This window comes from Hymenobacter sp. DG01, assembly GCF_006352025.1.
Lineage (GTDB): Bacteria > Bacteroidota > Bacteroidia > Cytophagales > Hymenobacteraceae > Hymenobacter.
Genome location: NZ_CP040936.1, coordinates 3,515,488 through 3,529,057 on the forward strand (window position 1 = coordinate 3,515,488; position 13,570 = coordinate 3,529,057).

The following is a 13,570-nucleotide window of genomic DNA, read 5'->3' on the forward strand; positions in this document are numbered from 1 at the left end:
CTAACCCTTTCTTGCGAAAGAGCAGTCGAGCTCAGGGTGACTACAACTAGGTAATCACACTTTCTTTTTCTTACTCTGTTTTCCTCTATGTCAAAGAACGTGTACCACCCCTATTGGATGATCGTGAGAATGAAGGAAAAGACAACAAGGGTACTATTACAAGCGGGCGAAACGAAGAGCCCTGTCGCAGCTCTTGTGCGTCAAGGCGAGTCGGAACGAGCTCCAGAAAGGAGGTGATCCAGCCGCACCTTCCGGTACGGCTACCTTGTTACGACTTAGCCCCAGTTACTTGTTCTACCCTAACTGGCTTCTGTGACGAGCACCAGCTTCAGGTCTACCAAACTTCCATGGCTTGACGGGCGGTGTGTACAAGGCCCGGGAACGTATTCACCGCGTCATGGCTGATACGCGATTACTAGTGATTCCAGCTTCATGAAGTCGAGTTGCAGACTTCAATCCGAACTGAGAACGGTTTTTTGAGATTGGCATCCTGTCACCAGGTAGCGACCCTCTGTACCGCCCATTGTAGCACGTGTGTAGCCCTAGGCGTAAGGGCCATGATGACCTGACGTCGTCCCCGCCTTCCTCACTGCTTGCGCAGGCAGTCTGTTTAGAGTCCCCAGCATCACCTGATGGCAACTAAACATAGGGGTTGCGCTCGTTGCGGGACTTAACCCAACACCTCACGGCACGAGCTGACGACGGCCATGCAGCACCTTGCTTTGTGTCCCGAAGGAAAGGCTCATCTCTGAGCCGGTCACGCGCATTCTAGCCTAGGTAAGGTTCCTCGCGTATCATCGAATTAAACCACATGCTCCACCACTTGTGCGGGCCCCCGTCAATTCCTTTGAGTTTCACTCTTGCGAGCGTACTCCCCAGGTGGGATACTTACCGGTTTCCCTAAGCCAGTGACTGTCTATCGCCACCAGCGAGTATCCATCGTTTACGGCGTGGACTACCAGGGTATCTAATCCTGTTCGCTCCCCACGCTTTCGTGCCTCAGCGTCAGTACCAGCCTAGTCAGCTGCCTTCGCAATCGGGGTTCTGGATGGTATCTATGCATTTCACCGCTACACCATCCATTCCGCCAACCTCGTCTGGACTCAAGCTTGCCAGTATCCAGGGCAGTTCCACTGTTGAGCAGTGGGCTTTCACCCCGGACTTAACAAGCCGCCTACGCACCCTTTAAACCCAATAAATCCGGACAACGCTTGCACCCTCCGTATTACCGCGGCTGCTGGCACGGAGTTAGCCGGTGCTTATTCCTCAGGTACCGTCAGTGTACCTCGCAAGGTCTTTTTCTTCCCTGAGAAAAGCCGTTTACAACCCAGAAGGCCTTCATCCGGCACGCGGCATGGCTGGGTCAGGCTCTCGCCCATTGCCCAATATTCCCTACTGCTGCCTCCCGTAGGAGTCTGGCCCGTATCTCAGTGCCAGTGTGGGGGATCACCCTCTCAGGTCCCCTAGACATCGTCGCCTTGGTGGGCCGTTACCCCGCCAACTAGCTAATGTCACGCAACCCCATCCCGATCCAATAAATCTTTCCCCGTTGCCTGATGCCAGGCTGCGGGTATATGCGGTATTAATCCGCCTTTCGGCGGGCTATCCCCCAGATCGGGGCAGGTTGGTTACGCGTTACGCACCCGTGCGCCACTAGTGGTCTTGCGACCACCCGTTCGACTTGCATGTATTAGGCCTGCCGCTAGCGTTCATCCTGAGCCAGGATCAAACTCTCCATTGTATAAAGTACTACGCAACCCCGAAGGGAAGCTGATGTCAAGTGCTGATCCGACTCGTATTCCTTGACAAGCTTTGTGGGCTCATCCGTTTCTACGCTTGCAATAACCTGCTCCGTTTACGAATCGTAAGCCGAGCAGCTTACCCATTTTTGTCTTTTCCAGTCATTCAAAGAACGTGTGCCAAAAACCGCTGTTTCTGACCGTGTGCCGCTTCGCTTAAGCAGCTAGTTTGTTTCGCTTTCCGCGCTTCCAGTCGAAGCGGGTTGCAAAGGTAACTCCTTTTTTTCTTTCTGCAAGCCCGAAGCAAAAAACTTTTTTCGAAGTGTTTTGCTTATCGTGCTTGCCAAGCGCTTCCGGTTGAAGCGGATTGCAAAGGTACAACTTGTTTTCCTTTTTCCAAGTTCACCGCTGAAAAACTTTTTCTCGTTTTTCGCGGCTCACATCCCGTAGCGGGCCGTTTCGGGCGCCGAACCGGGCTGCAAAGGTAGCACCCACTAGTTGGCTTTTGCAAGGAAAAGTGAAAAGTTTTTTTGCTGCTCTCGCCCGCTTCCGGCTGAATCGGGGTGCAAAGGTAACACCACCCGTTTCACTTTCGCAAGCCTGAATCGAAAAAAACTTTTTGCGTGTTTTCTTCGAGAAAAGGGCCTGGGCCAGATGCCAGCTGCTTGATCGGGAAAGAAGCGCACCGCGTCTGCTTCCGCCGCCCCTACCGCGTTTCGGTTTGGGAGTGCAAAAGTGCAGGGCTTACCCCGTATTTCCAAACCCAGCCCCGCCTTTTTTCGTTCAAGGCCGCTGGATTTTCTGAGGCGTCTCGCTTAGACGTCAGTTTGGCAAACAGTTAGCTGATAAATAATCGTTCAATGATGATCAAAAAAAATGCTCTTGGGTTAGCAAGAGCATTCTATTAGGATGGAAACAGCGGTTTTAACGGCGGAATGACTCTACATATTGTTGAACCTCGCGGATGCTTGACGGATACTGGAGGGCATCGTACACCTGATAGAAGTTTTGTGGATCGGCTACACGGCTGTACATGTACTTAGCCAGTTCTATCCGGTTACGGTCGAAGGCGAGGGTAGCAACAAACCGGCGGGCGTCATCGGCGGGAATAGTTACATCCTGCAATGCAGCGCGGATAATAGTAAGCTTATTATCGTCGAAGGGCTGGCGCTGGACAGCATCAAACAGGGCCGCTACTTCCTGTGGGGCCATTACATAGGCACGACCGGGGTAGGACTCAGGATAAGCCGGCTCATCGTCATAGTCAGGGGCGGGAGGCAGGGTAGGCGGATACGGTGGGCGTGGGCCATTGCCGGGGCCACGGCGAGGAATGGGCAGGGCCGACACTTTCCGCAGCACAGGGGGGTAGCCGCTACGGGTAACTAATACGAAAGTGCTTTCCAGGCCTTCGTCAAGAAAAACGCGGGTGCGGTAATTGATACTGCGACCGTACCTGGTGGGGATAAAGAACTCGGCCTGATGGTAACCTGGCGCGATACGATCGAGGCGGACTTGTCGGGTGCCGGCCTGGGTCAGGGCTCGTCCGTCAAATATCAGCTGAAATACTACCCCTCTTTCAGCTGTGAAGGTAGCGTTAGCGGGGGCTGCCCTTACTACCTGAGCGGCGAACAACAGGAGTAGCCCAACATATAGGAGTAACGTCTTTTTCATACTAAACAGGGAGAAGAGGTGGGAATAGTGGAGCTAGGCAGGCTAAAGCCAAGGATTGTGCCAAGTCAGTTTAGCTTGCCTGGGTGAGTGGGACACAGCGGGGTTTCAGGGCAGCAAAAAGCCCGGACTGCTAGAGCAATCCGGGCTTTTTGGTTTGCAGGGTGGCTTTTACTCGGCAATCCGGGTGACCTTGAATTCGGTGCGGCGGTTGCGCTGGTAATCTTCTTCTGTTTTGGCTCCTTTAATAACGGGGCGGGACTCGCCGTAGCCTTTGGCTGTTATCCGGGATTTATCGATGCCTTTCGATACAATGTAGGCAACAGCCGACTCAGCACGACGCTGGGAAAGGGCCATGTTGTAGGCGTCTTTGCCGCGGGAGTCGGTGTGGGAGCTTAGCTCGATGGTGATTCGAGGATTGTCGTTGAGGGTTTGAACGAGTTTGTCGAGCTCGACAGCGGCATCGGGCCGGATATTGGCCTTGTTGTAATCGTAGAAGATGTTATCAACGACAATGGCTTTGTTCTTCACAATTCTGGTGAGTGTGAGCGTTACGGGCACCCTTACTTCATTCATCAGATCAGGCAGGGCGTCCTGAGCAGGCCGCCGGCCAATGGTGCTTACGCTATTGCGGGCCGTGAAATAACCGGAGCGGTTTGCTGTAAGGGAGTACGAGGCCGTGGCAGTATCCAGCTTCATGCTGAATTTACCATCGGGGCCGGAGGTTACTTCCTGAAGCTTCTGCCCGCTATTACTATATAGAGTAACTGTTTCGTTGGGAACTGCAGTTGACTGGCCGGTTTGGTCGTTGCGCTCTACTAAGGTGCCATCGACGAAAAACGTGACGTACTTATAAGGACGCTCCCGGAATAGGTAAAGGTCGTCGGAACCTTTGCCGCCGGCACGGTTGGAGGCAAACACCCCTACCCGCGGGCTAGTGAAGAAGGGCGCGAAGTCGTCGCCGGAGCTGTTGATAGGTGCTCCCAGGTTGACCACCTTTCCTTTCTGCACCTTAAAGATGTCGAGCTTCCCCAGACCCGGGTGCCCATCGGAGGAAAAGTAGAGGGTACCATCGGGGGCAATAGCCGGGAAGTTTTCGTTGCCGGGGGTATTGATTTGGTCGCCCAGGTTCTCAGGAGTAGAGAAGCGGCCGGGGCCCTCCAGGGTGGACTTGTAGAGGTCGTTACCACCAAAGCCGCCTTTGCGGGTAGAGGTGAAATAAAGCGTCTGCCCGTCGGGGGAGAATACCGGGGAAAACTCATCGGCGGTGCTGCTGTTTACTCCGCGCAGGATTTCCGGCTCGGTCCAGGCGTTGTTGCGGAAGTAAGACACCCACAGATCCACGCTCAGGTAGCCTTTTTTGGAGCCGTCGTTGGAGCGGGCGAATACCATCATCTTGCCATCGGGCGAGTAGGTAGCACTGGCTTCGTGGCGGTTATCGGAGTTGAAGATGGGCTCCAGTTTCCGGACGGTACCACCGGTCAGCTTCTGCTCATCCTCAAATTTGATGGCATAGAGGTCATTGAACCCCTCCCCGTTGCCTTGAAAGACCTTTCCTTCGCGGCCCGAAGCAAATACCAGTTCTCTGGTTTCCGGCATTCGGGTGGCGCTGAACTCGGCGGCCGGCGTATTAATCTGGTCCAGGGGCAAGACCTCATCGTTGGTGCGCAGGGCAAGCAGCGCGGTAGAGGCCCGGGCGGTGCGGGCTGCCACCTCGGCCTGCTCGGCCAGGGTGCGGTTGCTGCCCGTCTGAACGTAGGCTTCAAACTGGGTAGCTGCTTCCTCGGGTTTACCTGCTGCCCGCAATGCCTGAGCATAGCGGAAACCCGCGTCGGGGGCTTTGGCCTTGCCATCGAGGGCCGCTTTATAGTAAGGCTCGGCCATTTCCAGGCGGTTGGAAAGCCGGTACGACTCTGCAATGCGGTAATTATACTGTGCTACGTTACGCCCCTTGGCTACTTCCTTTTTATATAACGCAATAGCCGTTTCATACTCGCCCTGAGCAAAGCGCTTATCGGCCTTGCTCATACTACCGGAGGTAGCACAGCCACTGAGCAATGCCGCCGAACCGGCTATGGCACCTAGTAGAATATAGGTTTTCATGAAGTACAGGGGTAGGATGCGTACAGAACCAAAATGCATAACGAACATTTTGGAAGGAAGTATATCAAGATACAACCGCTCAGCGAATTTCCAGCTTAGCGGACTATGGCCTGGAAGTAGCGCCCCAGCCAGGTAGCTGCGGCCGGTGCCGGCCATGCCGTACGCAATTGCCCAACGGTAGCAATGGTGTTGTCGAAGTACGGAGTTTCGGGCAGAAGCGTGCCGCTGGCAACAACTGAGCGCAACTCGCGGCGGTCAAGAAGCTGAACGCGGTGGTCAAGCAGGAAAGCCAGCTTGGCTTTTTCCAGTAGCTGCACCTGAAACTGCTCTTCCAGGCTGCGCACGAAGCGTACGGAGGCATCAATGGAGCAGCCACTGGCATCGGCTACGGCTTCATCAAGGCCGATAACCAAGAACTGCTGGTACCGCACTTCAGCGGACGCGGCCAGGGTACGACCATGGCTGGTCCACTCGGTGGCAAACTGGTGCAGAGCCGGCTGCAGGGCCGCTATTTCCGACTCCGTGAAGGGCCGTTCAGCTTGGTAAATCCAGAGGCGGGCCGAGGCAGGCAGTTGGGCAAAGGGAACGTACATGAGCCGCAGATTTTACGGATGAGAATTTGGAACGCGAAAAAGAAGGTGGGCAAGCTCAGTCTGGCTGGCCGGCAACTATCCGCTCAATAACTACCTAAGCAGGTCACCTGTTCAACAAAGAAACAGCCCCGCCCGGAAGTTCCGGCGGGGCTGCACTTGCGGTTACTTTTGAGGGTAGGAACTAGGCTGTAAGTCCCTCAGCGGAAGCGATGAGCTCGGCCAGGTCAAATACCTGTACATCCTGCTCCCGCTCTTTGTTCTTTACACCATCGGCCATCATCGTCATGCAGAAGGGGCAGGCCACGGCAATAACGCTACCGCCATGGTTGGAGCCGGCGGGCAAAGCGGGGGCATTGCTTTCCACCCCGTTCAGATTCTGCAGGACCTCGGCATTGCCATCGAGGGTAGCCAAGGCTTCTTCGGTCCGCTCAATGTTGATGTCTTTCTTGCCCGGCTCCGGCTCCTTCCACATCTGGGCCCCGCCGGCCCCGCAGCAGAGGCCGTTGGTTTTGCAGCGCTTCATTTCCAGCAAGTCAGCATCCAGCACTTCCAGCACGGCGCGTGGGGCCTCGTAAATGTTATTGGCCCGGCCCAGGTAGCAGGAGTCGTGGAAGGTGATGCGGCGCCCCTTGAACGACTCGCCCCCTTCGGCCGTCACCTTGCCTTCGTTAATCAGTTGCTGCAGGAACGTGCTGTGGTGAATTACTTCGTACTCGCCGCCCAGGGCGGGGTACTCATTTTTGATGGTGTTGAAGCAGTGCGGGCAGGCCGTTACCACTTTCTTAATGCCGTAGCCATTGAGGGTGGTAATGTTCTGCATGGCCTGCATCTGGAACAGAAACTCGTTGCCGGCGCGCTTGGCCGGGTCACCGGTGCAGGTCTCCTCCATGCCCAGCACGGCATAGTTAACCCCTACGTGCTCCAGAATGCGCACGAAAGCCCGGGTAACGCGCTTGTACCGATCATCGAAGGCGCCGGCGCAGCCTACCCAGAACAGCACTTCCGGAGTTTCGCCCCGGGCAGCCAGGTCGGCCATCATCGGGACGTTAATTTGACGCTTAGCGGTTTGCTCAGCCATTATTATCAGGTGACGCTTGTCAGTTGAAAGTGGGAGGAAAGCCCGGCGGGGCGGCAGCAGAAGAAGCCGCCTACGCCTGCTTAGCTACGGATGGGCTCTTTTCGGTTACAAACAGATCATCGGCCCAGTTGAAGCGGTCGGAGGGCGAGAAGGCCCAGGGCGCGCCGTTGTTTTCGATATTGCTGAACATCACATTGAGCGAGTTCGGCGCAGCCGACTCTTCCAGCACCAGGAAGCGGCGCATTTCCACAATGCTTTCCAAGGGGTTGATGTTAACCGGGCAGGCCTCTACGCAGGCATTGCAAGTGGTGCAGGCCCACAGTTCCTCGGGCGTTACATAGCCCCGCAGCAGGGTGTGGTTTTCTTTGTCGAGCTGCTCCTGCTGGCTGTGCTTGGCTTCTTTGCCATACAGATTGGGGCTGAAAACCAGGGGTGAGTTGTACTTCTCCTCCATCCTGTCCCGGGTATCCATCATGATTTTGCGGGGCGAGAGCAGCTTGCCGGTGAGGTTGGCCGGACAAACCGAGGTGCAGCGGCCGCACTCAGTGCAGGAGTAGGCATTAAGCAGGTTGGTCCAGGCCAGGTCGTCCACGTCTTTGGCGCCGAAGGGGGTAGGCGCCGCGGCCGAACCATCGGGCGCGGTAGCTGGCGCAGGTACCTGGTAGCTGGGGTCCATCATGGCTTTCACCTCATGGGTGATGCTTTCCACGTTGGAGAACTGCCCCTGCGGCACGAGACGCGAGAAGTACACGTTCGGGAAGGCCAGAATGATGTGGAAGTGCTTGGAGCTGGGCAGGTAGTTCAGGAAAAGCAGAATACCTACGATGTGGGCCCACCACCCAATGCGCTCCAGTACGTGTAGAGCCGCCGGACTGTCGGGCAGCAGCCCCGTCAGGAACTGACTGATGGGGAAAGCACCCGGCAAATCAGCCCCGTGCAGCTTCAGGTCGGCGGCGTTCATAGTGAATAAGGCCACCATCAGGATGACCTCGATGTAGAGGATGACGTTGGCATCCAGACGGGGCCAGGCCCGCATTTCAGGGCCCGTAAAGCGGCGCACCCCCTGCACGTTGCGGCGCCACCAGAATGCCGCTACCGCTAGTATAACCAGCGCCCCCAGCACCTCGTTAGTGGCCGTCAGGGCCGAATATACCGGGCCGAGAAACTGCAGAAAGCGGTGGGTGCCAAAAATGCCATCCACCAGAATTTCAATGACTTCAATGTTAATGACAATGAAGCCGATATACACTACCAAGTGAAGCAGGGCCGGCGTGAGGCGCTTAAACATTTTCTGCTGTCCGAACGCAACCAGCAGCGTTTTCCAGAGCCGCTCGTTCACATTGCCACTCATGTCCCGGTCGCGCCCGACGAGGATGTTGGCCCGAATCTTCCGCGCTTGCCAGAAGAACAGGCCAAAGCCCGCCACCGCTACCAGCAGGAAGAGGATGTTTTGAAAAGAAAAGTGCACGGGAATTGGGTAGGTTTGGGGTTTAGGCCGAAATATACTCGTTATGCATAACAAATTACAGTATTTGCCTGCGTTAGTTTTCGGCTGAAAATTTTTTTTCGATACGTCTTGCAGGTTGAAAATGGTTTACTACTTTTGTGCTCCCCAATGGCTGAAACGCTTAGGGGACACCAAGAGCTGGTAATGTAGCTCAGTTGGTAGAGCACAGCACTGAAAATGCTGGTGTCGTTGGTTCGATTCCAACCATTACCACTAAAAAGCCCTTCTGCTTCATGCGGAAGGGCTTTTTTGTTTTTCTGACAAAATCGAGCATGTTAGCTCCAGTATATCACTGCTGGCCTGGGGGTGGAAGGCGGAGCAGCTATTCCGCCGTGCTGACGGAAAAACCGCTCTACCTGCAACTGCAGACTAAGCAGATCATCGGTTTCGATTTCGGCTACAATGTGCTCGAAGGCAGAAATATGCCGCGCCGTGCTGAGCAGATAGCCTGGCTCCTGCACCCAAGAGTAAGCGTAAAGCTGGGTGCCATCCTGGGCCGGGAGGTGGTACTGGTAGCGCACATCTGTGACAGGAATAAAGGCGGCTTCGGTGTGGCCGACGGGGTAGTCCCAGGAACGATACAGGTCTAGCTGCACAAAGCCCACCTGAAGTAAATGGCGGTTTTTAGGGGTTGAAGAGAACATAGCCAGTCTAGGCTGAACAGATGAGCTCAGCGTTGCAAAGTGCACCCGAACCAGCCTTCTAGAAAGGTCAAAACCCCTCTGTTTGTGACATTCAAACTGCTGAATGTGCGGAGTGGTTTGCCAGGGCACCGGGCTCCCGTGTTGAGCCGGTACGCAGGGACAGAGTGGCAGCTTTTTCCCGGTTGGCATGAGGGCGGGATAGAACAAATAGAGGAGCGGCTAGGGGATTTTCCTGATTATAGCTATCCTTCTGGTGTCTTCCCTACCCTAGCCATTCTTTTTGCCCCCTATGGATACTGCTGCTGAACTGCGGGCCGAACGCCTGCCTACCCGGATTTACGCCGATTCTGAACAAGCTTCCGTAGCGGTAGCCCACCAGATTGCGGAGCTTATTCGCCGGAAGGCGGCGGCCGGCCAGATGTGCGTGCTTGGACTGGCGACCGGCTCTACCCCTACCCGCCTCTACGAGGAGCTGGTGCGCCTGCACCAGCAGGAAGGCCTCAGCTTCCGCAACGTCATCAGCTTTAATCTGGATGAGTACTACCCCATGCGGCCCGACTCGCTGCAGAGCTACGTGCGCTTTATGCACGAGTACTTATTTGACCACCTGGATATCTTGCCCGAAAACATTCACATCCCGGATGGCACCATTGCCCAGGAGCAGGTAGCGGAGTTCTGCCGGCGCTACGAGGAGCAAATCCGGGAGGCGGGCGGTATTGAGCTGCAGGTGCTGGGCATTGGCCGGACCGGGCACATCGGGTTTAATGAGCCCGGCTCCGGAGCCGCGTCGCGCACCCGCCTGATAACCCTCGACCACATTACCCGCACCGACGCCGCTTCCGACTTTTATGGGGAGGAAAACGTGCCTCGTCGCGCCCTCACCATGGGGGTAGGCACTATTCTGGAAGCTCGCCAGATTGTGCTGCTGGCCTGGGGCGAGGGCAAAGCGGCCGTGGTGAAGCGGATGGTGGAAGGCGACATGTCGGACTCGGTGCCGGCTACCTACCTCCAGCAGCACAAGGCCGTGCAGGTAGTGCTGGACGCGGCGGCCAGCGCCGAGCTAACCCGGGTAAAGACCCCATGGCTGGTAGGCCGGCCGCTTGACTGGCAGGATGCGGCCACCGTGCGCAAGGCCGTGACCTGGCTGGCCCGCACCCTGCAAAAACCCATTCTGAAGCTCACAGACGAGGAGTACAACGAAAACGGACTATCGGCGCTGCTGGCCGAATCGGGGCTGGCCTACAACATCAACATCCGGGTGTTTCGGCAGCTGCAGCGCACTATTACGGGCTGGCCCGGCGGCAAGCCCCACGCCGATGATACCGACCGGCCGGAGCGGGCCGCGCCCTTCCCCAAGCGGGTTCTTATTTTCTCGCCCCACCCCGACGACGACGTTATTTCCATGGGCGGCACCTTGCTGCGCCTCGTGGACCAGGGGCACGAGGTGCACGTAGCCTACCAGACCTCGGGGAACATTGCCGTGTTTGATGACGAGGTAATTCGGTTTGCTGAGTTTGTGGCCGAGTACGATGAGGCTTTCCGGCTGGATGAGCAGCCTGCCGAAGCCCTGTACCGCCGGGTAACCGATTTTCTGCACCACAAACACCCGGGCCAGGTTGACTCGGCGGAGGTGCAGCAAATTAAGGGTCTGATTCGGCGAGGCGAGGCCAAAAGCGCCTGCCGCTACGCGGGCATCCCCGACCAGCAGGTGCATTTCATGGACCTCCCTTTCTATGAAACTGGCCGGGTGCGCAAAAAACCTATGGGGGAAGAAGACATCCGGCTGACAATGGAGCTGCTCGAACAGATTCGGCCGCACCAGGTGTATGCGGCCGGCGACCTTTCTGATCCGCACGGCACCCACCGCGTATGCCTGGCTGCCATTTTTGAGTCCATTCGGCGGCTTCAGGCGGCTCGGGCCCCATGGCTTCTCGACTGTAGAGTCTGGCTGTACCGGGGCGCGTGGCAGGAATGGGACATCGACCAGATAGAAATGGCCGTGCCGCTTTCGCCCCAGGAGCTCACACGGAAACGGCGGGCCATTTTCAAGCACCAGTCGCAGAAAGACCGGCCCCTGTTTCCTGGTGCCGACCAGCGGGAGTTCTGGCAACGGGCCGAGGAGCGCAACCGCACTACGGCCCGCCTCTACGACCAGCTGGGCCTGCCCGAGTACGAAGGGCTGGAGGCTTTTGTACGCTGGAATTTTGAGCTGGAGGCTTCTGGCAGCCAGGGTATTGACCAAGACATAAGCCAGTAGAGCCAGTAGCCCCCTACCCCTAGCTTCGGCCCTGAACCTCCAGTACCGGGCTCCGTTTGGTTTACCGGCCGGAGCCCGGTACTTTTAGTTAAAATATTTCCATGGATTCCGTTTCTCCCGCCATTGAAGAGCTGGTGCGCCGTATGGCCACCGACGACCGACAGGCTTTCGCCCGGTTCTTCAGCCACTACCACGGCCGGCTGCTTAAGTTTGCCCTGCTTTACGTTCGGTCGCGGGAGCTGGCGGAAGAGGCCGTTTCCGACGTGTTTCTGAAGCTGTGGCAGAAACGGGCGGCGCTGGTGGAGGTGCACAACCTGAACAGCTACCTTTACATTGCCGTCAAGAACCAGGCGCTGAACTACCTGCAGAAGGCCGGCAATCAGCCTGGCCTATCCCTCGACGAGGTACCGATGGCCTTGACGGTGGAGCTGATGACCCCGGAGCGGGAGCTACTGACGGCCGAACTGCAAGCCGAGATTCAGCGGGCCGTGGAGAAGTTGCCACCCCAGTGCAAAATCATTTTCAGGCTGATTCGGGAGGACGGTCTGAAGTACAAAGAGGTAGCCGAAATTATGGGTATCTCCGTGAAAACCATTGAGGTGCAGATGGGCATCGCCATCAAGAAGATTAGCGTGGAGCTGCAGCAACACCTGCAGATGCGCTCCTCCGCCTCGGCCTCGGCGGCCAACCGCATACTGCGCATTGCGTTAGCAGCATTTCCGTTTCTGCTGGAGGCAGCGGCAAACGGAGCCTAGAGTCTGCGCTGCCGGCTGGCTCTAAGCCCTGGGCCCGTAAGTTTCCGGAGCCGGGTTAAGGGCATATACCGGCATCTGTGTCTATACCTTATACAAGGCGTATCTATCGGTTTCTATCTATGGAGCTTTCAGCACTACACGAACTTATCGGGAAGGACCTGGCCGGAGAGCTTTCAGCAGCCGAGCACGAAGTGCTGGATGCATGGCTGGCCCAGGCTTCGCCCAATGAGCGCCTAGTGTATGAAGAAACCCGCCGGTACTGGCAAAGCCCGCCCCCGGCCGTGGCGCCGGCCGATACCGCCGCGGCCCTGGAGCGCCTGCTGGCCCGCCTCGATGCTGACGAGTTAGCGGCAGCCGGGCGCCATCGGCTACCATTGCCCACGGCATCAGCTCCGGAGCCGTGGTGGCGCACCCGTCTGGCGGCATCCGTAGCCGCCCTGCTGATAGCTGGCAGCGCTGCAACTGGTTACTGGGGCTACCGCCACTACAACCAGGGAACATTCGTGCCGCTGGCTTTCACCGAAAAGGCAACCGAGCGGGGAGCCACCGCCAAAGTACTGCTGGCCGATGGGACGGCCGTGTGGCTGAACGCCGATAGCCGCCTGTGGTTTCCTTCCTCGTTCAAGCAGCCGCGCCGCGAGGTGTACCTGCAGGGAGAGGCCTTTTTTGAGGTAGCGCATAACCCTCAGCAGCCATTTGTTATCCATCTGGGCCGGGAGCAGGTGCGGGTTCTGGGCACTTCCTTTAATGTGAAAGCCTACAAGGAAGATGACATGGTAGAAACCGCTGTGGTAACGGGGCGGGTAGCATTCATTCACAACGCCCCCACATCGGCCCCCGACACGATGTATGCAGTGCCCAATCAGCGAGTGGTGTATTCTAAAACCAGTGAAACCCTGCGGCGGGAGGAAGTAAACAGCCAGGACTACGCCACCTGGAGCCGGGGCGGCCTGGTGTTTCAGAGCACACCCCTGGCCGATGTGGCCCGGACCCTGGAGCGGCACTTCAATGTGCGGGTGCGGTTTGCCAACGAACAGCTGCGCAACTGCCGCCTCACGGGCCGCTTCCGCAACCAAACCCTGCGGGAGGTCATCAGCATCCTGTCCCTGACGGGCACTTTCGGGTTTGAGCTGACGGATAACCAGCTTTTAATTACCGGGCCGGGCTGTGCTGCTGAGCCTGCTTCGGGCCGCACGTTGTAAGCCCGGCGCAGCGTATATTGGGAG

The 13,570-nt window shown here is 57.1% G+C and carries 9 protein-coding genes, 1 tRNA gene and 1 rRNA gene; 4 read left to right on the top strand and 7 right to left on the bottom strand.

Annotation, left to right across the window (positions count from 1 at the left end):
* Positions 1–226 precede the first annotated feature (226 nt).
* The 6 genes from FGZ14_RS14915 to FGZ14_RS14940 form a co-directional block, all read right to left on the bottom strand.
* Positions 227–1,741, bottom strand: a 16S ribosomal RNA gene (locus tag FGZ14_RS14915).
* Between the two features lie 922 nt (positions 1,742–2,663).
* Positions 2,664–3,410, bottom strand: coding sequence for a DUF4476 domain-containing protein (locus tag FGZ14_RS14920; RefSeq protein ID WP_139925018.1), 747 nt, complete (start codon positions 3,408–3,410; stop codon positions 2,664–2,666).
* A gap of 168 nt (positions 3,411–3,578) precedes the next feature.
* Entirely contained in the window at positions 3,579–5,510 is a 1,932-nt protein-coding gene (locus FGZ14_RS14925) for an OmpA family protein (protein WP_257883242.1), read from the bottom strand.
* 95 nt (positions 5,511–5,605) lie between these two features.
* On the bottom strand, positions 5,606–6,103 hold the full coding sequence (locus FGZ14_RS14930) for a hypothetical protein (RefSeq protein ID WP_139925020.1): 498 nt from the start codon (positions 6,101–6,103) through the stop codon (positions 5,606–5,608).
* A gap of 181 nt (positions 6,104–6,284) precedes the next feature.
* A complete protein-coding gene (locus FGZ14_RS14935) occupies positions 6,285–7,139 on the bottom strand; it encodes a (Fe-S)-binding protein (protein ID WP_139926125.1) in 855 nt (284 codons plus the stop codon).
* 112 nt (positions 7,140–7,251) lie between these two features.
* The gene (locus FGZ14_RS14940; protein WP_139925021.1) at positions 7,252–8,649 is read right to left on the bottom strand and encodes a 4Fe-4S dicluster domain-containing protein; all 1,398 of its coding nucleotides are present in this window, start codon (positions 8,647–8,649) and stop codon (positions 7,252–7,254) included.
* 179 nt (positions 8,650–8,828) lie between these two features.
* On the opposite strand from FGZ14_RS14940, the gene FGZ14_RS14945 reads away from it, so the two are divergent.
* Positions 8,829–8,901: transfer RNA gene (locus FGZ14_RS14945), tRNA-Phe, on the top strand.
* 62 nt (positions 8,902–8,963) lie between these two features.
* On the opposite strand, the gene FGZ14_RS14950 is transcribed toward FGZ14_RS14945, so the two are convergent.
* Complete coding sequence (locus tag FGZ14_RS14950; RefSeq protein WP_139925022.1) at positions 8,964–9,332, bottom strand: hypothetical protein; 369 nt, start codon at positions 9,330–9,332, stop codon at positions 8,964–8,966.
* 289 nt (positions 9,333–9,621) lie between these two features.
* On the opposite strand from FGZ14_RS14950, the gene nagB reads away from it, so the two are divergent.
* The 3 genes from nagB (at position 9,622) to FGZ14_RS14965 (ending at position 13,546) form a co-directional block, all read left to right on the top strand.
* Positions 9,622–11,589: a glucosamine-6-phosphate deaminase gene (gene nagB, locus FGZ14_RS14955; protein WP_139925023.1), complete on the top strand. Its 1,968-nt coding sequence runs from the start codon at positions 9,622–9,624 to the stop codon at positions 11,587–11,589.
* A 101-nt stretch (positions 11,590–11,690) separates the two neighbouring features.
* Positions 11,691–12,344, top strand: coding sequence for an RNA polymerase sigma-70 factor (locus tag FGZ14_RS14960; protein WP_139925024.1), 654 nt, complete (start codon positions 11,691–11,693; stop codon positions 12,342–12,344).
* Between the two features lie 119 nt (positions 12,345–12,463).
* Positions 12,464–13,546, top strand: coding sequence for a FecR family protein (locus FGZ14_RS14965; protein ID WP_139925025.1), 1,083 nt, complete (start codon positions 12,464–12,466; stop codon positions 13,544–13,546).
* The last annotated feature ends 24 nt before the right edge of the window (positions 13,547–13,570 follow it).

What these genes read in the sequence shown, in the direction of transcription:
- nagB (WP_139925023.1), top strand. Translation starts at nt 9,622, where the DNA reads ATGGATACTGCTGCTGAACTGCGGGCCGAACGCCTGCCTACCCGGATT.
- FGZ14_RS14965 (WP_139925025.1), top strand. Translation starts at nt 12,464, where the DNA reads ATGGAGCTTTCAGCACTACACGAACTTATCGGGAAGGACCTGGCCGGA.
- FGZ14_RS14920 (WP_139925018.1), bottom strand. Translation starts at nt 3,410, where the DNA reads ATGAAAAAGACGTTACTCCTATATGTTGGGCTACTCCTGTTGTTCGCC.
- FGZ14_RS14935 (WP_139926125.1), bottom strand. Translation starts at nt 7,139, where the DNA reads ATGGCCGACCTGGCTGCCCGGGGCGAAACTCCGGAAGTGCTGTTCTGG.
- FGZ14_RS14960 (WP_139925024.1), top strand. Translation starts at nt 11,691, where the DNA reads ATGGATTCCGTTTCTCCCGCCATTGAAGAGCTGGTGCGCCGTATGGCC.
- FGZ14_RS14950 (WP_139925022.1), bottom strand. Translation starts at nt 9,332, where the DNA reads ATGTTCTCTTCAACCCCTAAAAACCGCCATTTACTTCAGGTGGGCTTT.
- FGZ14_RS14925 (WP_257883242.1), bottom strand. Translation starts at nt 5,510, where the DNA reads ATGAAAACCTATATTCTACTAGGTGCCATAGCCGGTTCGGCGGCATTG.
- FGZ14_RS14930 (WP_139925020.1), bottom strand. Translation starts at nt 6,103, where the DNA reads ATGTACGTTCCCTTTGCCCAACTGCCTGCCTCGGCCCGCCTCTGGATT.